At 72.9% G+C, this 22,430-nt stretch carries 25 protein-coding genes and 1 riboswitch; of the genes, 19 read left to right on the forward strand and 6 right to left on the reverse strand.

The genetic code is table 11. The features are described 5' to 3' along the window. The first annotated feature begins 69 nt into the window (after window positions 1-69). Window positions 70-199, forward strand: a riboswitch (FMN riboswitch). Window positions 200-281: 82 nt separating this feature from the next. Genes ribD through ribH form a run of 5 tightly spaced genes read left to right on the forward strand, consistent with a single transcriptional unit; the run spans window position 282 to window position 4,363 of the window. Then, on the forward strand, window positions 282-1,328 hold the full coding sequence (gene ribD, locus JWN97_RS11855) for a bifunctional diaminohydroxyphosphoribosylaminopyrimidine deaminase/5-amino-6-(5-phosphoribosylamino)uracil reductase RibD (protein WP_297622738.1): 1,047 nt from the start codon (window positions 282-284) through the stop codon (window positions 1,326-1,328). Next, entirely contained in the window at window positions 1,328-1,954 is a 627-nt protein-coding gene (locus JWN97_RS11860) for a riboflavin synthase (RefSeq protein ID WP_297622740.1), read from the forward strand. The genes ribD and JWN97_RS11860 overlap by 1 nt, the downstream gene beginning before the upstream one ends. Beyond that, the gene (locus JWN97_RS11865) at window positions 1,951-2,652 is read left to right on the forward strand and encodes a nicotinamide mononucleotide transporter family protein (RefSeq protein WP_297622742.1); all 702 of its coding nucleotides are present in this window, start codon (window positions 1,951-1,953) and stop codon (window positions 2,650-2,652) included. Before JWN97_RS11860 ends, JWN97_RS11865 begins: the two co-directional genes overlap by 4 nt. Then, complete coding sequence (locus JWN97_RS11870) at window positions 2,649-3,887, forward strand: bifunctional 3,4-dihydroxy-2-butanone-4-phosphate synthase/GTP cyclohydrolase II (protein ID WP_297622744.1); 1,239 nt, start codon at window positions 2,649-2,651, stop codon at window positions 3,885-3,887. Before JWN97_RS11865 ends, JWN97_RS11870 begins: the two co-directional genes overlap by 4 nt. Next, the gene (ribH, locus tag JWN97_RS11875; RefSeq protein ID WP_297622746.1) at window positions 3,884-4,363 is read left to right on the forward strand and encodes a 6,7-dimethyl-8-ribityllumazine synthase; all 480 of its coding nucleotides are present in this window, start codon (window positions 3,884-3,886) and stop codon (window positions 4,361-4,363) included. Before JWN97_RS11870 ends, ribH begins: the two co-directional genes overlap by 4 nt. A 15-nt stretch (window positions 4,364-4,378) precedes the next feature. Here the strand turns inward: ribH and JWN97_RS11880 are convergent, their stop codons facing one another. After that, entirely contained in the window at window positions 4,379-4,642 is a 264-nt protein-coding gene (locus tag JWN97_RS11880; RefSeq protein WP_297622748.1) for a DUF3072 domain-containing protein, read from the reverse strand. 91 nt (window positions 4,643-4,733) lie between these two features. Here JWN97_RS11880 and JWN97_RS11885 point away from each other — a divergent pair, with 91 nt between their 5' ends. From JWN97_RS11885 to JWN97_RS11895, 3 genes are read left to right on the forward strand one after another with little or no spacing between them, the layout of a single operon-like run. Next, entirely contained in the window at window positions 4,734-5,024 is a 291-nt protein-coding gene (locus JWN97_RS11885) for a phosphoribosyl-ATP diphosphatase (RefSeq protein WP_297622750.1), read from the forward strand. An 8-nt stretch (window positions 5,025-5,032) separates the two neighbouring features. Further along, window positions 5,033-5,878 carry an ATP phosphoribosyltransferase gene (gene hisG / locus JWN97_RS11890; protein ID WP_297622752.1) on the forward strand — a complete coding sequence of 282 codons (846 nt, stop codon included), beginning with the start codon at window positions 5,033-5,035 and terminating at the stop codon, window positions 5,876-5,878. Next, window positions 5,862-6,350: a PH domain-containing protein gene (locus JWN97_RS11895; RefSeq protein WP_297622754.1), complete on the forward strand. Its 489-nt coding sequence runs from the start codon at window positions 5,862-5,864 to the stop codon at window positions 6,348-6,350. Before hisG ends, JWN97_RS11895 begins: the two co-directional genes overlap by 17 nt. Before the next feature lie 33 nt (window positions 6,351-6,383). Here JWN97_RS11895 and JWN97_RS11900 read toward each other — a convergent pair whose 3' ends face one another. The 4 genes from JWN97_RS11900 to JWN97_RS11915 all read right to left on the reverse strand — a co-directional run bounded on the left by JWN97_RS11900 (window position 6,384) and on the right by JWN97_RS11915 (window position 9,678). Further along, on the reverse strand, window positions 6,384-7,289 hold the full coding sequence (locus JWN97_RS11900; protein WP_297622756.1) for an aldose 1-epimerase family protein: 906 nt from the start codon (window positions 7,287-7,289) through the stop codon (window positions 6,384-6,386). Between the two features lie 127 nt (window positions 7,290-7,416). Beyond that, window positions 7,417-8,004 (reverse strand): 4-amino-4-deoxy-L-arabinose transferase, encoded by a 588-nt coding sequence (locus tag JWN97_RS11905; protein ID WP_297622758.1) that lies wholly within the window; start codon window positions 8,002-8,004, stop codon window positions 7,417-7,419. Continuing rightward, entirely contained in the window at window positions 7,994-9,211 is a 1,218-nt protein-coding gene (locus JWN97_RS11910) for an amino acid deaminase/aldolase (protein ID WP_297622760.1), read from the reverse strand. Before JWN97_RS11910 ends, JWN97_RS11905 begins: the two co-directional genes overlap by 11 nt. Next, a complete protein-coding gene (locus tag JWN97_RS11915) occupies window positions 9,208-9,678 on the reverse strand; it encodes a hypothetical protein (RefSeq protein ID WP_297622762.1) in 471 nt (156 codons plus the stop codon). The genes JWN97_RS11910 and JWN97_RS11915 overlap by 4 nt, the downstream gene beginning before the upstream one ends. A gap of 46 nt (window positions 9,679-9,724) precedes the next feature. Here JWN97_RS11915 and JWN97_RS11920 point away from each other — a divergent pair, with 46 nt between their 5' ends. The 11 genes from JWN97_RS11920 (at window position 9,725) to pheT (ending at window position 21,476) form a co-directional block, all read left to right on the forward strand. Continuing rightward, complete coding sequence (locus JWN97_RS11920; protein WP_297622764.1) at window positions 9,725-10,249, forward strand: SseB family protein; 525 nt, start codon at window positions 9,725-9,727, stop codon at window positions 10,247-10,249. 332 nt (window positions 10,250-10,581) lie between these two features. Then, on the forward strand, window positions 10,582-11,247 hold the full coding sequence (gene infC / locus JWN97_RS11925; protein WP_363321287.1) for a translation initiation factor IF-3: 666 nt from the start codon (window positions 10,582-10,584) through the stop codon (window positions 11,245-11,247). A gap of 101 nt (window positions 11,248-11,348) precedes the next feature. Beyond that, window positions 11,349-11,561 (forward strand): 50S ribosomal protein L35, encoded by a 213-nt coding sequence (locus tag JWN97_RS11930; protein ID WP_297622766.1) that lies wholly within the window; start codon window positions 11,349-11,351, stop codon window positions 11,559-11,561. A gap of 75 nt (window positions 11,562-11,636) precedes the next feature. Then, a complete protein-coding gene (gene rplT, locus JWN97_RS11935) occupies window positions 11,637-12,023 on the forward strand; it encodes a 50S ribosomal protein L20 (RefSeq protein WP_297622768.1) in 387 nt (128 codons plus the stop codon). A gap of 74 nt (window positions 12,024-12,097) precedes the next feature. Then, window positions 12,098-12,826: an RNA methyltransferase gene (locus JWN97_RS11940; RefSeq protein WP_297622770.1), complete on the forward strand. Its 729-nt coding sequence runs from the start codon at window positions 12,098-12,100 to the stop codon at window positions 12,824-12,826. Between the two features lie 124 nt (window positions 12,827-12,950). Continuing rightward, window positions 12,951-13,217, forward strand: coding sequence for a DUF4031 domain-containing protein (locus JWN97_RS11945; RefSeq protein ID WP_297622772.1), 267 nt, complete (start codon window positions 12,951-12,953; stop codon window positions 13,215-13,217). Between the two features lie 21 nt (window positions 13,218-13,238). Continuing rightward, window positions 13,239-14,312 carry a PAS domain-containing sensor histidine kinase gene (locus JWN97_RS11950; protein ID WP_297622773.1) on the forward strand — a complete coding sequence of 358 codons (1,074 nt, stop codon included), beginning with the start codon at window positions 13,239-13,241 and terminating at the stop codon, window positions 14,310-14,312. Between the two features lie 75 nt (window positions 14,313-14,387). After that, window positions 14,388-15,086, forward strand: coding sequence for a response regulator transcription factor (locus tag JWN97_RS11955; RefSeq protein ID WP_297622775.1), 699 nt, complete (start codon window positions 14,388-14,390; stop codon window positions 15,084-15,086). A gap of 52 nt (window positions 15,087-15,138) precedes the next feature. Then, window positions 15,139-17,724 carry a DUF4153 domain-containing protein gene (locus tag JWN97_RS11960; RefSeq protein WP_297622777.1) on the forward strand — a complete coding sequence of 862 codons (2,586 nt, stop codon included), beginning with the start codon at window positions 15,139-15,141 and terminating at the stop codon, window positions 17,722-17,724. 155 nt (window positions 17,725-17,879) lie between these two features. Then, window positions 17,880-18,977 (forward strand): phenylalanine--tRNA ligase subunit alpha, encoded by a 1,098-nt coding sequence (gene pheS / locus JWN97_RS11965; protein ID WP_297622779.1) that lies wholly within the window; start codon window positions 17,880-17,882, stop codon window positions 18,975-18,977. A gap of 15 nt (window positions 18,978-18,992) precedes the next feature. Continuing rightward, complete coding sequence (pheT, locus tag JWN97_RS11970) at window positions 18,993-21,476, forward strand: phenylalanine--tRNA ligase subunit beta (protein ID WP_297622781.1); 2,484 nt, start codon at window positions 18,993-18,995, stop codon at window positions 21,474-21,476. A gap of 71 nt (window positions 21,477-21,547) precedes the next feature. Here pheT and JWN97_RS11975 read toward each other — a convergent pair whose 3' ends face one another. Continuing rightward, entirely contained in the window at window positions 21,548-22,417 is an 870-nt protein-coding gene (locus tag JWN97_RS11975; protein WP_297622783.1) for a maleylpyruvate isomerase family mycothiol-dependent enzyme, read from the reverse strand. Window positions 22,418-22,430 lie beyond the last annotated feature (13 nt).

Consider the following 22,430-nt stretch of genomic DNA (forward strand, 5'->3'; position numbering starts at 1 on the left):
GCGCACGTCACGGCCGGCCACCGGTGAGGGAATGCGCGCGACTGTGGCACAGTTGCGACCACGAAGAGCAAGCGTGCTCTGGGGGCGGTGAAATTCCGCACCGGCGGTCACAGTCCGCGACCCGACCACATCCAGTGGCCGGTTGACCAGGTGGAACTCCTGGACCGACGGTCACAGTCCGGATGAGAAGCGCACGCAGACGGCTCCGCGCCCGTCCCGATCAGGGACGCGCGTCCCGTCCCACGCCCCCCTGAGTCCGCACCCACGGACCGGAGGCGGAGATGACGACCAGCGAGGCGGAGCGCAGCGCCATGCGGCGCGCCCTGGCGCTCGCCGTGACGCCGGGGGTGCCCCTCGGGCCCAACCCGCGGGTCGGCTGCGTGCTCCTCGCCCCGGACGGCACCACGATCGCCGAGGGCTTCCACCGCGGCGCAGGCACCCCGCACGCCGAGGCGGCCGCGCTCGCCGAGGCCGGGGAGTCGGCACGGGGGGCCACCGCTGTCGTCACCCTCGAGCCCTGCAACCACACCGGCCGCACCGGGCCGTGCAGCGAGGCGCTCGTCGCCGCGGGCGTACGTCGCGTCGTCTACGCCCAGCCCGACGCCAACCCCGTCGCAGTGGGCGGGGCCGGCCGGCTGCGGGAGGCCGGCGTCGAGGTGGTCGGCGGTGAGATGGTCGACGAGGCGCAGGCGATCAACCGCGCCTGGACCTTCGCCGTCGCCCGTCGTCGCCCGTTCGTCACCTGGAAGTTCGCCACCACCCTCGACGGCCGCAGCGCCGCGGCCGACGGCACCAGCCGCTGGGTCTCCAACCGCGCGGCGCGCCTGGACACCCACCGGCTCCGGTCGCTGTGCGACACCGTGCTCGTGGGGACCCGCACCGTCGAGGTCGACGACCCCGAGCTCACGGTCCGCGACGAGCTCGACCAGCCGGTGGCGATCCAGCCGCTGCGCGCGGTGATGGGCCTGCGCGACCTGCCGGCAGACCGGCGGGTGTTCAACGCCCGGGCCGAGACCGTGCACCTGCGCACGCGTGACCCCGAGGAGGCGCTGGCCCGGCTGCACGACCTGGACCGCCAGCACGTGTTCCTCGAGGGCGGTCCCACCCTGGCCCGGGCCTTCCTGGCCGCCGACCTCGTCGACGAGGTCGTCACCTACGTCGCACCGATGCTCCTCGGCGCCGGCTCCAGCGCGGTCGCCGACCTCGGCATCACCACCATCACCGACGCCCTGCACCTGCACGTCACCGACGTCACCGTGCTGCAGGGCCACGACGGTGAGGACACCAACGTGCGCCTCACCATGAAGCCCCTCAGGAGGAGGACCTGATGTTCACCGGAATCGTCGAGGAGCTCGGCACCATCGCCGAGATCACCGACCAGGGCGACGCCATCCGGCTCACCGTCGAGGCCGACACCGTCCTCGAGGGCACCGGGCTGGGTGACTCCATCTCCGTCAACGGCTGCTGCCTCACCGTCGCGGAGCTCGGCGACGGGAGGTGGACCGCCGACCTGATGCAGGAGACGCTCGACAAGACCTCCCTCGCCGGGGTCGCTCCCGGTGACCGGGTCAACCTCGAGCGCGCGGTCACCGTGGACAAGCGGCTCGGCGGCCACATCGTCCAGGGGCATGTCGACGGCGTCGGCGAGGTCATCTCCCGCTCGCCCAGCGAGCACTGGGACGTCGTGGAGATCTCGCTGCCCGGCCACCTGGCGCGCTACCTCGTCGACAAGGGCTCGATCACCGTCGACGGCGTCAGCCTCACCGTCGTGGAGGCCCGCGAGGCCAGCTTCACCGTCAGCCTCATCCCCGAGACGCTCGCCCGTACGACGCTCGGCTCGCGCCGACCCGGCGACCTCGTCAACCTCGAGGCCGACGTCATCGCCAAGCATGTCGAGAAGCTGCTCGCCAGCGGCCTCGTCGACCGCCTCACCCCCCGAGAGGACCTTCAGTGAACCTGCTCCACTGGCTCTACGACGCCCAGGTCCAGATCGCCGGGCACGCGATCACCTGGCGCGAGATCATCGGCAACGCCTTCGGGTTCGCCTCCGCCATCGGAGGCCTGCGGCGCCGGGTCTGGGCGTGGCCGATCGGCATCGTCGGCAACGTGCTCCTCTTCACGGTCTTCATCGCGGCCACCTTCGACGCCCACGCGCAGCAGCCGCTCTTCGGCCAGGCCGGTCGCCAGGTCTTCTTCATCGTGACCAGCGTCTACGGCTGGTGGCGCTGGCGACAGGTCCGCGCCGGCCGCGACAAGGACGCCCCGGCGATCACCCCCCGCTGGGCGACGCGGAACGAGCGCGTGGCCTACCTCCTCGCCGCGGCCGCCGCGGTCGTGGTGTGCCAGTGGGTCTTCTCCGTCATCGGCGCCGGCTGGCCCGCGCCGCGCTGGTACTACTGGTGCGACGCGTGGATCTTCGTCGGCTCCATGGTCGCGACGTACGCCATGGCGCGCGGCTGGACCGACTTCTGGCTCGCCTGGATCGCGGTCGACCTGGTCGGCGTACCGCTGCTGTGGCACTCGGGCTACTACCCGACCGCCGTCCTGTTCGTCGTCTACGGTGCGCTGGTGGTCTGGGGCTTCCTGGTGTGGCGCCGAGCGGCACGTGACGAGACACCGACCGAGCGCGAGGAGCAGGTGGTCAACGCATGAACGTGCGACTGGACTCCGTCGATCGGGCCATCGCGGACATCGCGGCCGGCCGGGCCGTCGTCGTCGTCGACGACGAGGACCGCGAGAACGAGGGCGACATCATCTTCGCCGCCGCCAAGGCGACGCCGGAGCTGATGGCCTTCACGATCCGTCACTCCAGCGGTGTCATCTGCGTGCCGATGCCGGCCGAGATGCTCGACCGCCTCGAGATCCCCCTGATGACCCCGCACAACAAGGACAAGCTCCGCACGGCCTACACGATCTCCGTGGACGCCCGTGACGGCGTCAGCACCGGCATCAGCGCCTCCGACCGGGCGCACACCGCCCGCACGCTGGCCGACTCCGCGACGGAGCCGTGGGAGCTCACCCGCCCCGGGCACGTGTTCCCGCTGCGCTACCGCGACGGTGGCGTGCTGGTCCGTCGCGGCCACACGGAGGCCGCGGTCGACCTGGCCACGCTGGCCGGACTGACCCCTGCAGGCGTCCTGGTCGAGGTCGTCAACGACGACGGCACCATGAAGCGCGGACCCGAGCTGCGGGAGTTCGCCGACGAGCACGGCCTGGCGATGATCTCGATCGAGGACCTGGTCCGCTACCGCCGCCGCCACGAGCGCCACGTCGAGCGCGTCGCCGAGACCCGGCTGCCCACCCGCCACGGCGACTTCACCGCCTACGGCTACCGCATCACCATCGACAACAGCGAGCACCTGGCGCTCGTCTACGGCGACATCTCCGGCGACGAGCCGGTGCTCACCCGGGTGCACAGCGAGTGCCTCACCGGCGACGTCTTCGGCAGCGAGCGCTGCGACTGCGGCCCCCAGCTCGACGAGGCCCTCGCCACCATCGTGGCCGAGGGCAGGGGAGTGGTGGTCTACCTGCGCGGGCACGAGGGACGCGGCATCGGCCTGGTCGCCAAGCTGCAGGCCTACCAGCTGCAGGACGGCGGTCGCGACACGGTCGACGCCAACCTCGACCTCGGACTGCCCGCCGACGCACGGCACTACGGCACGGCCACCCAGGTCCTCCGCGACCTCGGCATCGCGTCCGTGCGGCTGATGACCAACAACCCCGACAAGACCGCCAGCCTGGAGGACTTCGGGATCCGCGTGGCCGAGCGCGTGCCGCTCACGCCGCACCCCAACGGCCACAACCTCGCCTACCTGCAGACCAAGCGCGACCGGATGGGCCACGACCTGCCCGACCTGTCCGACCTGTCCGACGGAGGAGACCGATGAGCGGCGCCGGAGCACCGACGACCCAGCCCTTCGACGCCAGCGGCCTGCGCGTCGCCGTCGTCGCGGCCACCTGGCACACCCAGGTGATGGACGGCCTCGTCGGCGGCGCCGAGCGCGCCCTGGCGGCGTACGGCATCACCGAGCCCGAGGTGATCCGCGTGCCGGGCACCTTCGAGCTGCCCGTCGTCGCGGCCGCGCTGGCCCGGGCCGGGTACGACGCCGTGGTGGCGCTCGGCGTCGTGATCCGCGGCGGCACCCCGCACTTCGACTACGTCTGCTCCGCGGCGACCGACGGGCTCACGCAGGTGAGCGTCGACCACGCGATGCCGGTGGGGTTCGGGGTGCTGACCTGCGACACCGAGGAGCAGGCGCTCGCCCGCGCGGGCCTCGCGGGCTCGGCGGAGGACAAGGGCTGGGAGGCGACGTCCGCCGCCCTCGACACGGCGCGGGTGCTGCAGAGCGTCCGCGGACGCTGACGGCGCCGGGCGGGGTCAGGCCGTCCGGTCGCTGGCGCCCTGCAACCGGTCGATGTGCTCGGAGGCCTGGGCCTTCGTGAGGGTGCCGGGCAGCTCCTCGCCCGCCTCGCGGGCGAGGGTGTCGAGGTAGCTGCGCTGGGCCCCGGTCATGGGCTCGTCACCGGTGACCCACTCCTCGGGGTCCTTGCGGGTGCTGTCGCCCTGCGGGCCGCCGAGGGTCTCGGAGGTGTCGACGGCCTCGGTCGGGGAGGGGGCCGAATGCATGTTCGAATCAGTCATGTGTCGACCGTAGGCGAGCCTTCGGACGCGGACAACCCTCCTCAGGGGTGACGGGTCACGGCCGGCGGGGTGGGCCTCCCGCCGCATGCCGATGCGCGACCGCCTAGGCTTCCTCCTCGTGAAGACGTTCGAGGACCTGTGGGCGGAGCTGTCCACCAAGGCCGCGGAGCGCCCCGAGGGGTCCGGCACCGTGCAGCAGCTGGATGCCGGCGTGCATGCCATCGGCAAGAAGCTGCTGGAGGAGGCCGCCGAGTCCTGGATGGCCGCCGAGCACGAGGGCAAGGACGCCACGGCACTGGAGATCAGCCAGCTGCTCTACCACGCCCAGGTGCTCATGCTCGCCTCCGGACTGACCCTCGACGACGTCTACGCCCACCTGTGAGTGACTGAATGACCCTCCGCATCGCCGTCCCCAACAAGGGGGCGCTGTCCCAGGCCGCGACCGACATCCTGCGCGAGTCGGGCTACCGCCAGCGCAGCGACTCCAAGGAGCTCGCGCTCGTCGACACCGAGAACGACGTCGAGTTCTTCTACCTCCGTCCGCGCGACATCGCGCTCTACGTCGGCGAGGGCACCCTCGACGTCGGCATCACCGGCCGCGACCTGCTGCTCGACTCGGGCGCCAAGGCCGAGGAGGTCATGAACCTCGGGTTCGGCCGCTCGCGCTTCCACTTCGCCGGACCCGTCGGCCGCTACTCCTCGCTCGAGGACCTGCAGGGCCTGCGGATCGCGACGTCGTACGTCGGTGTGGTGGAGGACTACCTCTTCCGCCACGGCGTCGCCGCGAGCGTGACCCGCCTCGACGGTGCGGTGGAGACCAGCATCCAGCTCGGCGTGGCCGACGTCATCGCCGACGTGGTCGAGACCGGTTCGACGCTGCGCGCCGCCGGCCTGGAGACCTTCGGCGAGGTGATCCTCGACTCGCAGGCCGTGCTCATCACCCGTGGCGGCCAGGTGCCCGACGACTTCGAGATCTTCCGTCGGCGCATCGAGGGCGTGCTGGTGGCCCGCAGCTTCGTGATGATGGACTACGACATCGAGCAGAAGCACCTCGACGCCGCCTCCGAGCTCGCCCCCGGCCGCGAGGGTCCGACGATCTCCCCGTTGGGCAAGGCCGGCTGGGTCGCGGTGCGGGTGATGGTGCCGCGCGCCGGGTCGCAGCGACTCATGGACGAGCTGTACTCGATCGGGGCCCGCGCCATCCTGCTCACGGACATCCATGCCTGCCGACTCTGACCGCGCGCCCGGCGGGCAGCCGCGAGCGCTCCCGTCGCTGCCGCACACGTGGCGCCCGTTGGGCGTGCGCTTCGCGGTCATCGGCCTCGGGCTGACGCTGCTGGTGGTGTGCGCGGCCGCCTGGTTCGGCTTCGACGAGTCGGTCCGCGACCGCTTCAGCTTCCTCCAGCGGCTGACCCTGTTCATCATGGGCGGGGCCGCCGCGGCCTGCGGCTGGGCCCTCGCCCGGGCCCGCGTCACCGCCGAGATGGAGGCGCTGGTCGTGGTCAACGGGTTCCGCACCCGCCGCCTCGCGTGGGAGGAGGTCCTGGCGATCCACCTCAGCGAGGGAGCGCCGTGGGCCACGCTGGACCTCGCCGACGGCACGACGATCTCGGCGATGGCGTTCCAGGGCTCCGACGGTCGACGTGCCCGCGACGGCGTACGCCAGGTGCGCGCTCTCATCGACCGCGAGGACGCCTCCGGTCACTAGCCGCCCGGGGCCGGGTCGGGGCCTCGCGGACGCTCAGACCGCGTGGATGCCCCAGGAGACCGACAGCTCGTCGCCGTCGGTCCCGGCGGGAGCGAGGGTGACCAGGTCGGTGCCGGAGTTGAACGCGTCCGCGGGTGCGGTCATCGGCTCGACCGCGAGCCCGGGGCGCGACCCCTCGGCCGGCGGGGTGAAGACCTGCAGCCAGCGGTGGTGCTCGTCGACCCAGAGCGCCACCCCCCGGCCGGTGGCCGGGTCCACGAGCGTCACGGTGGTCCGCCCCTCCTCGCGGTCGAGGTCGCCGAACCCCTCGTCGAGCACCGCGTCCCCGATGCGTCGCGGGCTCGTGAAGTCGTACGCCGCCGGCACCGGCTCGGTGCCGACCGGCAGCCGCCGGTCGTCGACCAGCACGTGGGTGCGGGCGGGCAGCGTGAGCTCCAGGTCCTCGATCGAGTCGCCGACCCGGAGGTAGGGGTGTGCACCGCTGGCGTACGGCGCGGGCTCGGGCGACAGGTTGGTCGCCGTCTGGGTCACGACGAGGCCGTTGGCCGACAGGTCGTAGAGGACGTGGAGGTCGAGGGTCCACGGATAGCCGGACTGCGCCATCAGCCGGAGCACCAGCGAGACCGACGTCGCGGTCTGCTCCTCGACGGTCCACGCGGCCCAGCGGGCGAGCCCGTGCGACGCGTTGCCACGCGTCGGGTCGGTCAGGCCGAGCTGGAGCTCGCGGCCCCCGAAGGAGTAGCGGCCGTCCCGGATCCGGTTGGGCCACGGCATCAGCAGCTGCCCGCGCCCCCCTGACGACATCTCGCCCTCGCCGAAGCCGTCGACGAGCTCCACCGCGTGCCTGCTCAGGCACCGCAGTGCCGCCCCGCTCTCCGTGACGACTGCGGTGTGTCCCGCGGCTGCGATCTCGTACTGGTCCCCGCTCGGCGCCACCATGACGGCCACCCTAGACAGCGTTGGCCTCCGCGCACGCGATTCACGCCCGCGACCTCACGCCGGATGACGCGCATCGAGGCCGCCCGCCCACCGGCTCCGGCCGCGAGCAGGTCCACCGACCGGACGTCTACACGCTGGAGGAGGCGCCGGCCTGGTCGGGGTCGGTCGTGTCCACCAGCACCTGGGCGTGGCTCCGGGTGTCGAGTCGCTCGAAGAGGGCGTCCTCGTCGTGGCGCCACTGCTCCCACTGGGGGCGCATCCGCTCGCCGTCGCGGGCGAGACCTCGGTCGAGGCGGAGGTCGGGGTCCGCCTCGACCCACACCAGCACCCCGACCAGCTCGGAGATCGCGGGCGACCAGCTGCCGACCCCCTCGAGCACGAGCAGCCCGCCCGGAGCGACGCGGTGCGTCTCGGCCCACGCGTCCGCCAGCCAGTCCCACCGCCGCCACTCGCCGGCACGCCCGGACGCGAGTGGGGTGAGCAGCGCCGCCACGGTGGCCGCCATGCCGGGGAGGCCCCGCCAGCCGTGGAGGAGCTCGTCGCAGTGCACCACCCGCGCACCCGGTACGACGTCCTCCAGCCCTGCGGCCAGCGTGGTCTTGCCCGACCCGGCCGGTCCGTCGATGCACACGAGCCGCCCGGGGCCGAGGGTCGGCGGAGCCGACAGCACCCGGTCGGCGACCTCCCGCGCGACGTCGTACGGGTCAGAAGGCACGGTCGATGCCGCGGTAGGACGGCACCACCTCGGTGACGGACTCGCCGCGGACCAGGTGCACGTGGCGGACGTGCTCGAACAGCTCGCCGGACTTGGCGTGGCGGAACCAGACGAGGTCGCCGATGCCCAGCAGCGCGGCGGGGTGCCCGGTGAGCGGGGTCTGGACCTCGCCGGCGCCCTCGAGCCCGGTGAGGTGCAGGCCGGGCGGCGCCCAGGGGATCGGGAGGCGGTCCGCACCCGTGGCGCCGCTGGCCACCAGCCCGCCGCCGTGGACGGTCGCCATCGCCGGGGTGGGCTTGCGCGTCACGCGCAGCCCGAAGAAGGCGGCCGGGCGCGGCTCGAACGACGCGTAGTGGTCGAAGATCCCGGGGACGAGCAGCCCCGACCCGGCGGCGACCTCGGTGACCGCGGCGTCCGCGGCCGTCGCCTCGACGGACCCCGACCCGCCGCCGTTCCAGAACTCCAGGTCGGTCACCCGCGCGAGGGCCTCGGCGATCTCGCGGCGCCGCACCTCGAGCTGGGCCATCGAGGCCTGCTTGAGACGGCGTACGAGCAGGGACTTGGTGCGCTGGTCCGGTACGTCGTCCGGGACGCCCGCCACCTGCCCCTCGTAGGTCATCACCCCGACGAGCTCGAAGCCGTCGCGCGCCACGACGCACCGGGCCAGGGCCACCACGTCGGCGGTGTCGAACAGCGGGGAGCGCTTGGGGCCGATGTGCTGGCCGCCGAGGCGCAGCCCGGCGTCGAGGTCGAGCGCGACCCGGACCGGCACCTCGAAGGTGTCGCGGGCGGCGTCCACGGCATACAGGTGGGCGGGGTCGTCGACCATGAGCGTGATCGCCGCGGCGGCCGCGGGGGAGGAGGTCAGCCGGCGCAGCGCCGCGGCGTCCACCGTCGGGTAGGCCACGACGATGTCGTCGCTGACGCCGGTCTCGTGCAGCCACAGCGCCTCCGCGAGGGTGTAGCCCAGGACGCCGGCGAAGCCCTCCGTCGCGAGCGCCCGCTCGACCAGGGCCGGGACCCGCAGCGACTTCGAGGCCACCCGGATCGGCTTGCCGCCGGCGCGCCGCACGAGGTCGGCGGCGTTGGCGTCGAACGCGTCCAGGTCGACCACCGCGATCGGCGTGGCGGGCGGCTCGGGGAGCGAAGCGATGGCGGCGTTGAACCTCGACCACAGGCGGTTGCGGTCGACGAACTCATGGCTCACTGGATGCCGCGCTTCCTCAGCAGCGCCTCGATGTCGGCCATCTCGTCATCGATCGGTGAGCCGCCCCGCCCGGAGGACCCGGCCGGGGGCAGGGCGTCGCGGCCCTTGGGTGCGGCAGCCGGCCCGGAGGAGCCGGACGTCGTGCCGCCCGCCGCCTGGCCCCGGGCGAGCTGCCGGTCCCGGATGATGCCGCTGACGACCCACAGCACGACGGACAGTCCTGCGAGGCCGACGCCGGCCCAGGTGAAGATGTCGAAGACCAGGCCGGTGGCCCAGTCGGTGACCGACCCGGCGATCTCGACGACCATCTCGAGCGTCCCGGTCAGCCATGCGGCTGCCGGGAGCAGGGTGAACCCGAGCGCGCGCAGGCCGTTGGCCGCCCCGCGACGCCGGAACGCGATCCACGTCCAGATGGCTCCCGCCACGGTGAGCGCGGCCGTCATTGCTGCCCAGGTAGTCCCTTCCACGGCCCCAGAGTCCCACAGCCCTCCACGTCTCCGGGACAATGACGGGGTGCAGCCCCACGAGACCGACCCCTTGGCCCGGACCATCCCGGACCCGGGCTTCGCCGACGACAGCGGCGGGGTCGACCCGCGGGTCCGTCAGGTGCTCGCCGACCACCACGCGGGGACGACGTCGTCCGGGGCCGTGCTGGCGGTGCTCCAGGACGCCCGCCTGCTGGTGCCCGTCGTGGCCGTCCTCGGGGAGGTCGAGCTCGACGAGCAGGGCCTCGCCCACGACAAGTCCTCCGACATGGCCGCCGTCCTCGTGCAGGCCGCCGACGGCAGCACGGGGCTGCTCGCCTTCACCTGCGTCGAGACCATGGCGCGCTGGGACCCCGAGGCCCGTCCGGTGCCGGTCACCGCGGCCACGGCCGCCACGGCCGCGGTGCAGGACGGCGCCGAGGCGCTCCTCGTCGACCTCGCCGGCCCCGCGTCGTACGTCGTCGACGGCGACGACCTCACCCGGCTGGCGGCCGGCTGGCGGCTGGTGTCCGTGGGGGAGGGGCACGGCTGGATTGGCCCCTCACCGGAATGATCGGCTAACCTTCGGTGTTGACCGATCAGTGACATGAGCAGCCTCACCCGAGACCTGCGAGTGCCACCGATCCCGCCAAGCGGAGGCAGCACCACCCGTCTCCCACCCGCACCGATCGCCCAGCACCACAGATCGTCGGGTCCCGGTCCCCAGTGACACCTTGTATGACACCGCACTTCCCGAGAGGGGAGACGTGTCGTGACTGGCTTCCGCTTGGCTCAAGCGGGAGCCATTGTTCATCTCCGCACCCGACCTCACCAGGGCGGGGCGGAGAGCAGCGAGGGTTCCCACCCACCCGAACCACTGGAGGACCCATCAGCACCGAGCTGCGCATCAACGAGCGGATCCGCGTACCCGAGGTCCGGCTCGTCGGACCCAACGGCGAGACCGTTGGGATCGTGCCGACCGACCAGGCACTCAAGCTGGCCCAGGAGGCCGACCTCGACCTCGTCGAGATCGCCCCGCAGGGACGCCCCCCGGTCTGCAAGCTCATGGACTACGGCAAGTTCAAGTACGAGAACGCCCAGAAGGCTCGCGAGTCCCGCCGCAACCAGACGAACGTGATCATCAAGGAGATGAAGCTTCGTCCCAAGATCGACCAGCACGACTACGAGACCAAGAAGGGTCACGTCGTGCGGTTCCTGGGTGCGGGCGACAAGGTGAAGATCACCATCATGTTCCGCGGCCGTGAGCAGCACCGCCCCGAGCTGGGCTTCCGCCTGCTCCAGCGCCTCGCCGAGGACGTCGAGGAGCTCGGCTTCGTCGAGTCCTCGCCCAAGCAGGACGGCCGCAACATGATCATGGTGCTCGGCCCGCACAAGAAGAAGGCCGACGCCAAGATCGACGCCGACGCCGCCCGTGCCACCAAGGCGCAGGCGCGTGCCGACCGCCAGGCCGAGGAAGACGCGGAGCGCGAGGCCGCCCACCTCGCCGGCCCGGTCGCACAGAAGAAGGAGCGCCGTCGCTCCGAGAACCTGGATCCTGAGATCGAGGCCTGAGAGCGAGTCCCGAGCGAGGCGAAGGCCTCGCTCGAGCAGGTCGCGGCGACGCCCTGACCACACCACCCGAACCAAGCACGCAGAAGGAAGTAGAGGCAGACATGCCGAAGAACAAGACCCACTCGGGCACCAGCAAGCGCTTCAAGGTGACCGGCTCGGGCAAGGTCATGCGTCTGCAGGCCGGCCGCAAGTCCGGCGCTGCGTTCGCGTCCGCGCCCACCACGGGCAGCCGCAAGAAGCACCGCCGCAACGCCGGCATGGTCGAGCTGGAGAAGGCCGACGTCTCGCGCGTCAAGAAGATGCTCGGCATCTGAGCCTCACCCAGCACACATTCCCCCGGGTGGCTCCCTAGCGGTCCAGCCACCTTCCCCAGCACAAGGAGTAGCACCATGGCACGCGTCAAGCGCGCAGTGAACGCCCAGAAGAAGCGTCGTACCACCCTCGAGCGGGCCAGCGGTTACCGCGGCCAGCGCTCGCGCCTCTACCGCAAGGCCAAGGAGCAGGTCACCCACTCCCTGGTCTACAGCTACAACGACCGGCGCAAGAACAAGGGCAACTTCCGCAAGCTGTGGATCCAGCGCATCAACGCGGCTGCCCGCGCCAACGGCATGACCTACAACCGCTTCATCCAGGGCCTCGGCCTGGCGGGCATCGAGGTCGACCGCAAGATCCTGGCCGAGCTCGCCGTCCACGACGCGCCGGCCTTCACGGTGCTCGTCGAGGCCGCCAAGGCCGCGCTGCCCGAGGACGTCAACGCGCCCAAGGTCTCCGCCTGAACCACATGAGCACTCCGCCGACCGCAGGCACTCCGCTCACCGTGGGGAATGGCCGCGTCAAGGAGGCTCGCAAGTTGAGCCGTCGCTCGGTCCGCACCGAGCGACGGCTCTTCCTCGCTGACGGCCCGAAGGCCATCGAGGGCGCGCTCTCGGTGGAGGGCTGCGTGGTCGAGGTCTTCGCCACGCCCGCTGCCCTCGAGCAGTACGCCGTCCTGCTGGGCGGCACCGACGTCACCCCGGTCGACGACCGGGCCATGGCCTCGATGTCCGACTCGGTCAGCCCGGCCGGCGTCGTGGCGGTGTGCCGCCACTTCGACGCCCCGCTGGAGCACGTGGTGACCGCGTCCCCGCGCCTGCTCGTGATCTGCGCCGACGTCCGCGACCCGGGCAACGCCGGCACCGTCATCCGCACGGCCGACGCGGCCGGAGCGGACGCCGTCGTCCTCGCCGGGCAGTCGGTGGACCCCTACAACCCCAAGACCGTGCGGGCGACGGTCGGGAGCCTGTTCCACCTGCCGTTCGCGATCGCGCCGGACCCGGCCACCGCGGTGCGCGCCGCCCAGGCCAGGGGCCTGCGGGTCCTGGCCGCCGATGGTGCGGGCGAGGTGGACCTCTTCGAGGCCGACCTCGGCGTGCCGACGGCGTGGCTCTTCGGCAACGAGGCCTGGGGACTTCCCGAGGAGCTCGCCGCGCTCGCCGACCAGCGTGTCGCCATCCCCATCCACGGCCGGGCCGAGAGCCTCAACCTCTCGACCGCCGCCGCGGTCTGCCTCTACACCAGCGCGCGCGCCCAGCGCGGCTGAGGTCACCCGCCCGGGACGGGGTCGGGCACGCGCCGGCGTACCGCTGTGCCAGCTCACCCGGCCGAGCTTGCCGGTCCGATCCAGGAGTTCCTCGCGAGAACCGACCGGATAGCCTCCCTCGACAATGATCCTCATCGATCCACCGGCCGTGGCCAGGTGGGACCGGCTCTGGTCCCACCTGGCCAGCGACACGTCGTACGACGAGGCGCACGCGTTCGCCGCCGCGCACGGCATCCCGGCCAGGGGCTGGGACCGCGACCACTACGACGTCCCCGAGGACCACTACGACGCGATGGTGGCTGCCGGCGCGGTGCCCGTGTCGTCGCGCGACCTGGTCGCCGCGCTGCGCGCCGCGGGGCTGCGACGGCCGAAGCCCATGCCCCGCGGCTAGCTCTGCCCTAGGGTGGCCTGCGTGTCAGGGGAGAGCAGGCGGGTCGACAGCACCCCCACCCGACTGCGGTCGCTCGCCGACTACTACCCCGACGGCATCCTGGGCGCCACCCGCGACGGTGCGGTCACCATCCTCAACGCCCAGGGCGCAGCACTGCTCGGGCTCGACGCCGAGGCCGCGCTCGGGCTGCCGCTGAGCGAGGTGCTCAAGCTCCTCGACCAGGACGGCCGCACCTGGCTGGGCGTCAACCGGCCCTTCGAGTCGCTCGCGATCGTGCGGGGCGTGCCCGAGCAGTCGTGGCTCAACGCCTCGGGCGAGGAGGTGCTCACCACCGCACGGCTCGTGCGCGAGCATCCCCTCGGCCCGGTCCTCGGCATCGCCGTGGGGCTGCGCAGCGGGCGCGGCCGCGCGCTCCTGGACCGTGAGCGCTCCGACCTCGTCGCCACGGTGGCCCACGAGCTGCGCTCGCCGCTCACCGGCGTGAAGGGGTTCGTGCAGGCCCTGCTCAACCGCTGGGACAAGCTGAGCGACGACCAGCGCAAGCTGATGCTGACCACGGTCAACGCCGACGCCGACCGGCTGGCCCGCCTCATCGCGGAGCTCCTCGACGTCGCCCGGATCGACACCGGCCGCCTGCAGCTCTACCCGCGCGAGTCCTCCGCCGAGGTGCTGGTCGGCCGCCTGGTGGCCAACATCGAGGCAGGCACCGCCCGCAGCATCTCCCTCGAGGTCGAGGACGACCTGCCCGAGGTCTTCGCCGACCCCGACAAGTTCACCCAGGTCGTGACCAACCTCGTCGAGAACGCGATCCGTCACGGCCAGGGCCAGGTGAGCGTGACGCTGGTGTCGCGCCCGGAGCTGCCCGGCGTGCGCATCACGGTCGACGACGAGGGCGACGGCATCCCCCTCGAGCTCAGGCGGCGGGTCTTCACCAAGTTCTGGACCACCGGCGAGTCCGGTGGCAGCGGGCTGGGCATGTACATCGTGGGAGGACTCTCGCGCGCCCACGGCGGTCGTGTCACGATCGAGGACGCCCCCGGGGGCGGCGCCCGCGTGATGGTCGACTGGCCCAGCGAGGACCTCAGACCCGACTGACCTCCACCCCGACCTCCACACAACCTTCACGAGTCGTCCCCACCCCCCGCGCGGTCGGGCTCCTAGGGTCGGGGCATGACAGCGAGGACGGCCCTGGTGGTCGAGGACGAGCGCACCATCAACGACGCGCTCGCGCAGCGGCTCCGGGCCGAGGGCTACACCGTCGAGCAGGCCTTCGACGGCCCGTCCGCCGTCGAGCTCGCGGCCGCCGTCCGGCCCGACGTGGTCCTCCTCGACGTGATGCTCCCCGGCTTCGACGGGCTCGAGGTGTGCCGCCGCATCCAGGCCCAGCGACCGGTGCCGGTGCTCATGCTGACGGCACGCGACGACGAGGCCGACGTGCTGGTCGGGCTGGGTGTCGGCGCGGACGACTACCTCACCAAGCCGTTCTCCATGCGCGAGGTGGTCGCGCGCGTCGCGGCCCTGCTGCGGCGGGTCGAGCGTGCCGCCGCCCTCGCCGCCGAGCGGCCCGCCGCCCTCGGCGTGGGCGCGGTGAGCCTCGACCCCGGCACCCGCCGTACGACGGTCGCGGGGGAGGCGGTGCACCTCACCCCGACCGAGTTCGACCTGCTCCTGTGCCTGGCCCGGGAGGCCGGCCAGGTGCTGAGTCGCGAGCGGCTCCTGCGCGAGGTGTGGGACTGGGGCGACGCATGGGGGAGCACCAGCGCGACCCGGACCGTCGACAGCCACGTCAAGGCGCTGCGCGCCAAGGTCGGCGCGGCCCGGATCCGGACCGTGCACGGCGTCGGCTACGCGCTGGAGGAGCTGCCGTGATCCTCACCCCACGGAGCTGCTCGCTGCGCTCGCACCTCCGCGGGGACCCCGCGTGAGTGCCCCCCTCGACGCGGTGTCCAGCCTCAAGACCAGGCTCGGTCTGCTGGTCGCGGCGTCCGTGGTGACGGCCGTGCTCCTGACGCTGCTCGGTTCCGCCGCGCACGTGTCGCCGCTGCTCGTGCTCCCGGTCAGCGTCGCGCTGGCGCTCGGCGTCACGCAGTTGCTGGCCGCCGGCATGGTGGCGCCGCTGCGGCGGATGACCGAGGTGTCGCGGGCGATGGCGCGCGGCGACTACTCCGGCCGTGTCCGCACCACCTCCACCGACGAGGTCGGCCAGCTCGCCGACGCCTTCAACCGGATGGCCGAGGACCTGGCCACCGTCGACCGCGAGCGCCGCGACCTCATCGCGACCGTGTCCCACGAGCTGCGGACGCCGCTGACGGCGATGACCGCGCTCCTCGAGAACCTCGCCGACGGCGTGGTGGAGCCCGACGACGCCCACCTCGCCGCCGCCCTCGACCAGGCCCAGCGGCTCGGGCGCCTGGTCGGCGACCTGCTCCAGCTCTCCCGGCTGGAGGCGGGCGTGGTCGACCTGGACCGCGAGCGGGTCGCGCTGGGCGCGATCGTCGAGGAGTCGGTCGCCCAGCTGGGGTCGGCCGGGCGGCCCGGGGCCTTCGAGGTCGCGGTCGGCGACGAGGTGGTCGTGCACGCCGACCCGGCCCGCCTGCAGCAGCTGCTGGTCAACGTCCTCGACAACGCCGGACGGCACGCGCCCACCGACACGGTGGTGCGGATCGTCGGAGGCGGCGACGACGACGGTTCCTGGTGGCTCGAGGTCACCGACGAGGGCGGGGGAGTCGCGCCGGCCGACCGGGAGCGGGTCTTCGAGCGCTTCGGCACCGACGGCGCCGGCGGCACCGGGCTCGGGCTCGCCGTCGCCCGGTGGGTCGCCCAGCTCCACGGCGGCACCCTGCGCTTCCTCGATCCGCGGGACAGCACGGGCGCCCGCCTGCGCCTCGAGGTGCCGTCCGCTCTCGCTCCCTCACCACCGCTCGTCCCTTCCCCGACGCAGGAGCCCGCCATGACCGCGACCACGCAGCCCGCCCCAGCGCCCGCCCCGGCGAGCGCACCGACCCGGCCGCAGCCGGGGCTCGACGCCCTCCTCGGCCGGTTCTGGCCGGAGACCGGGCTGCCGTCCGGGCTGGCGACGGTCGGCGCCGCCGCGCTCGCCGGCCTCGTCGCCGCCGTCGCGCTGTCCTTCACCGCGGTCGGCGTCACCTGGTCCCTCGTCGCGGTCACCAGCGGCGCCGCGGCCCTGCTCCGGGCTCGTCGCCGTCGCGAGCCGTGGACGCTGCTTTGCTCCGCGCTCGCCCTCCTGCTCGTCCTTCCGATGACCCTCCTGGACGCCTGGTGGGTCCAGATGCTCGGCCTCGTCGCCGCGACCGCCGTGTTCCTGTGCGGCGTCACCGGCGCGCGCACGATGCCGGGCATCGTGCTCTCCGGCATCGCCTGGCCGCTGGCCTCGCTGCGCGGCCTGCCGTGGTTCGGACGATCGCTGCGCATCGCCGGCACCGGGTCGCGCACGCCCGCCCTCGTCCGCACGGTCGTGTGGTCGCTGCTGGGGCTCGGGGTCTTCGGCGCGATCTTCGCCAGCGCCAACCCCGTCTTCGGGTCGTGGGTCGACCAGCTCGTGCCCAACCTGACCTTCAACGACCTCGTCGGCCGGGCCTTCCTCGGGTGCTTCGTCTTCGCGGCCACGCTGGGCGCCGCCTACCTCGCCCTCAACCCCGCCGACGTGGAGGTCCTGTCCGGCCGTCGCCCCGCTCCGCTGGCCAACCGGTTCGAGTGGCTGGTGCCGGTCCTGGTCGTCGATGCGGTCTTCCTCGCCTTCATCGCTGCGCAGGCCCGCGCGCTGGTCGGCGGCCGTGACTACATCGAGGCGTCCACCGGCCTGACGTACGCCGACTTCGTGCACCAGGGCTTCGGCCAGCTGACACTCGCCACGGCGCTCACCGTGCTGGTCGTGTGGGTCGCGTCCCGGCGCGCCGGCGACACCCGCGAGGACCGTCGCTGGCTCTTCGGCTCGCTGGGCCTGCTGTGCGTGCTCACCCTGCTGGTGGTCGCCTCGGCCCTGCGCGGCATGAGCGTCTACCAGGACGCCTACGGCTTCACCACGCTGCGCCTGTTCGTCGACGTCTTCGAGGGTTGGCTGGGCTTCGTCGTGCTGGCGATCGCCGTGGCCGGAGTCCTGGGTCGCGGCCGGTGGCTGCCGAGGATCGCCCTCGTCTCGGGCGCCGTGGCGCTGATCGGTCTGGCCGCCATCAACCCCGACGCGTGGGTCGCGGAGCGCAACCTCGACCGCTACGACGCGACCGGGCAGCTCGACCTGCGCTACCTCGAGACCCTGTCCGCCGACGCGACCCCCGCCATCGTCGAGCGGCTGCCGGAGGAGGTGTCCGGGTGCGTCCTGAGGACGCTGACCCTCAGCTCGATGAGGCCCGAGGTGCTGGACGACGCGCGGGCCTGGAATCTCGGGCGGTCCCGCGCCGAGGACGCGCTCGCGCGCATCGACCTGCCGGGCCCACCGACCGGCCGCGGAGACGAATGCGCTGGCGTGTGGAGCGCCTACGCCGAGTAGGGTGGACCTCGTGGACACGAGCTTGCGATTTCTGCGCCCCGGACCTGGTCCGTCGGGCAGCTGACGTCACCGGGTCCGGGGAGTCCCCGTCCGACCCGACGCTCATCCACTTCTAGACTCTGCGGCGACCCGCTGCCGCCGCGCGAAAGGGAGCCATGTCCGGCCCCAACACCGACTACGACCCCGTCGAAGTGACCCCGCTCAAGGCCGACCAGGTCGAGGCGATGCGTGACGCGGCCCTCGCCGCCGTCGCCGACGCCCCCGACCTCGAGGCCCTCAAGCAGGTCCGGCTCGACCACGCCGGCGACCGTTCGCCAATCGCCCTCGCCAACCGCGAGATCGGCGCGCTTCCGCCGCAGGCACGCAAGGAGGCCGGCCAGCGCGTCGGCCAGGCCCGCGGTGCCGTCAACCAGGCCGTCGCGGCCCGCCAGGTCGTGCTCGAGGCCGAGCACGAGGAGCGGATGCTCGCCGAGGAGACCGTCGACGTGTCGCTGCCGACGACGCGACGCCGTCGCGGTGGGCGCCATCCGCTGACCATGCAGTCCGAGCTCATCGCCGACCTGTTCGTGGCGATGGGCTACGAGGTCGCCGAGGGGCCGGTCGTCGAGGCCGAGTGGCTCAACTTCGACGCCCTCAACCTCGGACCCGACCACCCCGCGCGCACGATGCAGGACACCTTCTGGACCGACCCGGCCGACGACCACGTCGTGCTGCGCACCCAGACCTCGCCGGTGCAGGCGCGCACCATGCTGACGCGCACGCCCCCGATCTACGTCGTCTGTCCCGGACGCGTCTTCCGCACCGACGAGTACGACGCCACGCACTCGCCGATGTTCCACCAGGTCGAGGGGCTCGTCGTCGACGAGGGCATCACCATGGCCCACCTCAAGGGAACGCTCGACCACTTCGCCTCCCAGCTGTTCGGCGACGGCATCACCACGCGCTTCCGCCCGTCGTACTTCCCCTTCACCGAACCCTCCGCCGAGGTCGACGTGCGCTGCTTCGTCTGCCGCGGCGTCGATGCCGAGTCCTGCCGCACCTGCCGGGGCGAGGGCTGGATCGAGTGGGGCGGCTGCGGGGTGGTCAACCCGCGGGTCCTGATCGCCTGCGGCGTCGACCCCGAGGTCTACAGCGGCTTCGCGTTCGGGATGGGCATCGACCGTTCGTTCATGTTCCGGCACAACCTGGAGGACCTGCGTCCGCTCTTCGAGGGCGACGTCCGGTTCAGCAGTGCGTTCGGCACCGAGATCTGAGAGGGGAGCACTGACATGAAGGCACCTCTGTCCTGGATCCTCGACTACGTCGACGTGCCCGCAGGCACCACGACCCACGAGCTGACCGACCGCCTGACCCTGACCGGTCTCAAGCTCGAGGCGATCGAGAGCCCCGGGCGCGACATCACCGGACCGCTGGTCGTCGGTCGCGTGCTCACGATGGAGCCCGAGCCGCAGAAGAACGGCAAGACCATCAACTGGTGCACCGTCGACGTCGGTGACGCCAACGGCACCGGAGAGCCGCAGGGCATCGTCTGCGGCGCCCACAACTTCAAGCCGGGCGACCTCGTCGTCACGGTCCTGCCCGGCGGCGTGCTTCCGGGCGGGTTCGAGATCAGCGCCCGCAAGACCTACGGACACCTGTCCGCCGGGATGATCTGCTCGGTCCGCGAGCTGGGCCTCGGCGAGGACCACGACGGCATCCTCGTGCTGCCGCCGGACGCCGGCACGCCCGGCCAGGACGCACGCCCCCTGCTGGGCCTCGACGAGGAGATCCTCGAGTTCGAGATCAACCCCGACCGGGCCTACGCCCTGTCCCTGCGCGGCATCGCCCGCGAGGTGCTGGTGTCGGTGGAGGGTGCGAGCAACTTCCGCGACCCGGCGCTGCGCGACACCCCGCCGGCCGACGACCACGGCCACCCGGTCGTGGTCGAGGACGCCGAGGGCTGCCCGGTCTTCGTGGCCCGCACGGTCAGCGGCTTCGACCCCACCGCGCCCACGCCCGACTTCATCGTGCGGCGGATCACCGCCGCGGGGATGCGGCCGATCTCGCTCGCGGTCGACGTGACCAACTACGTCATGCTCGAGACGGGTCGCCCCATCCACGGCTACGACGCCGACAAGGTGCGCGGCGCCCTCGTCGTACGTCGTGCGCGCGCCGGTGAGCGGCTGCGGACCCTCGACGGCACCGACCGCGTGCTCGACCCCGCCGACCTCGTCGTCACCGACGACTCGGGCCTCATCGGGCTCGGCGGCGTGATGGGCGGCGAGACCACCGAGATCTCCGAGACGACGACGTCGGTCCTCGTGGAGGCGGCCCACTGGGACGCCGTGTCGATGTTCCGCACCGGACGCCGCCACAAGATCACCTCCGAGGCCGGCAAGCGCAACGAGCGCGGCGTCGACCCCACGATCTGCGAGGCCGCGGCCGACCGGGTCGTGGAGCTGCTGGTCGAGCACGGCGGCGGGCAGGCCGATCCCGGCGTGACCGTGGTCGGCACGCCGCCGGCCATGCCGCTCGTCGAGGTCCCCGGCGACCTCGCGGCCCGCGTGTCGGGCATGCCCATCACCGAGGAGCGCAGCGTCGAGTGCCTGCGCGCGATCGGGTGCGAGGTCTCGGGCACGGGCACCCTCTCGGTGACGCCCCCGCCGTGGCGCCCCGACCTGACCGACGCGCAGGACTTCTCCGAGGAGGTCATCCGCCTCGTCGGCTACGACCGGGTGCCCTCGGTGCTGCCGACGCCGCCCTCGGGCCGCGGCCTGACCCGGTCGCAGCAGCTGCGCCGCAGGATCGGGCGCACGCTCGCCGGCGAGGGCTACGTCGAGGTGGTGACGTTCCCGTTCGTCGGCGAGGCCGACCTCGACGCCCTCGGCCTGCCTGCCGACGACCCGCGCCGCGACCTGCTCCGGCTCTCCAACCCGCTGAGCGCCGAGGCGCCGTTCATGACCACGACGCTGCTGCCGGGCGTGCTTCGGGCGGCCGGCAAGAACGTCGGTCACGGCATCACCGACCTGGCGATCTTCGAGACTGCCACGGTCACGTTCCCGCGCCACTCCGGGCCGGCGCCGATCCTGCCCGTCGACCGCCGTCCGACCGACGAGGAGATCGCGGCGCTCGACGCCGCCCTGCCGGCCCAGCCCCTGCACCTCGCCGTGGTCGCGACGGGCGACGCCGTGGCGGGTGGCTGGTGGGGCGAGGCCCGTCCCGTCTCGTGGGCCGACGCGGTCGACGCGGTCCGCGCTGTCGCCGCGGCGCTGGGCCTCGAGGTCACCGCGTCACCCGCCGAGCTCGCCCCCTGGCACCCCGGTCGCTGCGCCGAGCTGTCGGTGAACGGCGAGGTCATCGGGCACGCGGGTGAGCTGCACCCGACGGTGTGCCAGGCCTTCGGCCTGCCGAAGCGGTCGGTCGCGGCGGAGGTCGACCTCGACGTGCTCATCGACCGCGCGATCCACCTGCGCCAGGCCCCGAGCTTCTCGTCGTACCCCGTCGCCAAGGAGGACGTCGCCCTCGTCGTGGACGACACCGTGCCGGCGGCCGACGTCGAGGCGGCGCTGCGCGAGGGTGCGGGCGAGCTGCTCGAGTCGATCCGGCTCTTCGACGTCTACACCGGCGACCAGGTCGGCGACGGCAAGAAGTCGCTGGCCTACGCACTGCGCTTCCGCGCCCCCGACCGGACGCTGAAGGAGGGCGAGGCGGCCGCCGCGCGCGACGCTGCGGTGGCGCTGGCCGCCGAGCGGACCGGGGCCGTGCGGCGCTGACCTCCGACCGTGGCGACAGTGGAGCGGGACGCCGGACCTAGCGGCGTCCGGCTCCACTGTCCCAGGAGCGGTCAGTTGATCGGCGATCCCACGATCGCCCGGAACCGGGCGTAGGTCTCCTGGTCGCCGGCCACGGAGACCTCTGCGTCGTCCCCGCGGCTCCAGAGCCAGAGGTCCAGCGCGGCGGCCGGCCCGTCGACGACCACGTCCGGCTCGACGTCGTCGCCAGGCGCGTCCACGACGTGGAAGTCCTCCTCGTCGGCGTACGTCGTCCCGCTGTCGGGGTCGGTGCCCGAGAACACGCCGAACCTGACCCAGAGCTCGTCGCCGGTGTCGGTGGCGTCCACTCGGACGAGGCCCTCGCCCGGCTCCCACGACCCCCACGGCGGGCAGCCGCCGTACATCACGGCCAGCACCTCGTGGACACCGTCGGCGGCGAGCGCAGGGTCGACCTCGGAGGAGATCCCGGCGGTGAGCTCCGCGTCGACGCGGTGCACCAGGACCTCGTGCGCCTGACGACGGAGGATGAAGCCGACGGTGTGGTCGTCGGACCAGTTCCAGGCCGCGTCCGCGGGGTCGGCGACCTCCAGCACGTCGGCGAGACGACGGGACCACGCGTCGTAGGTCGTCAACAGCTCGTCGTACGCCTCGGGCCGTGGCGGATCGATCTCCTCGGGCCGGTCCGGGCGGGCGGACAGCACCTCGGCCCACCAGCGCTGGACGGTCGCCAGGTGCCAGAGCAGGTCGGCGGCGCTCCAGTCGGGGCACGACGGCACCCGTGCGTCGGGATCGCAGCCGGACAGCACCTCGCGGAACCGGGCGGACTCCGAGCGGAGGTGGGACAGGTAGGTCTCAGGGGAGAGTCGGGTCACCCCAGCACCGTAGGGGAGCCCACCGACGACGCGACGCCTCGCCATGTCGACCCCGATGACGCGCGGCATGCAGCCCAATGTA

Origin of the sequence: Nocardioides sp. (assembly GCF_025965415.1) — a bacterium.
Lineage (GTDB): Bacteria > Actinomycetota > Actinomycetes > Propionibacteriales > Nocardioidaceae > Nocardioides.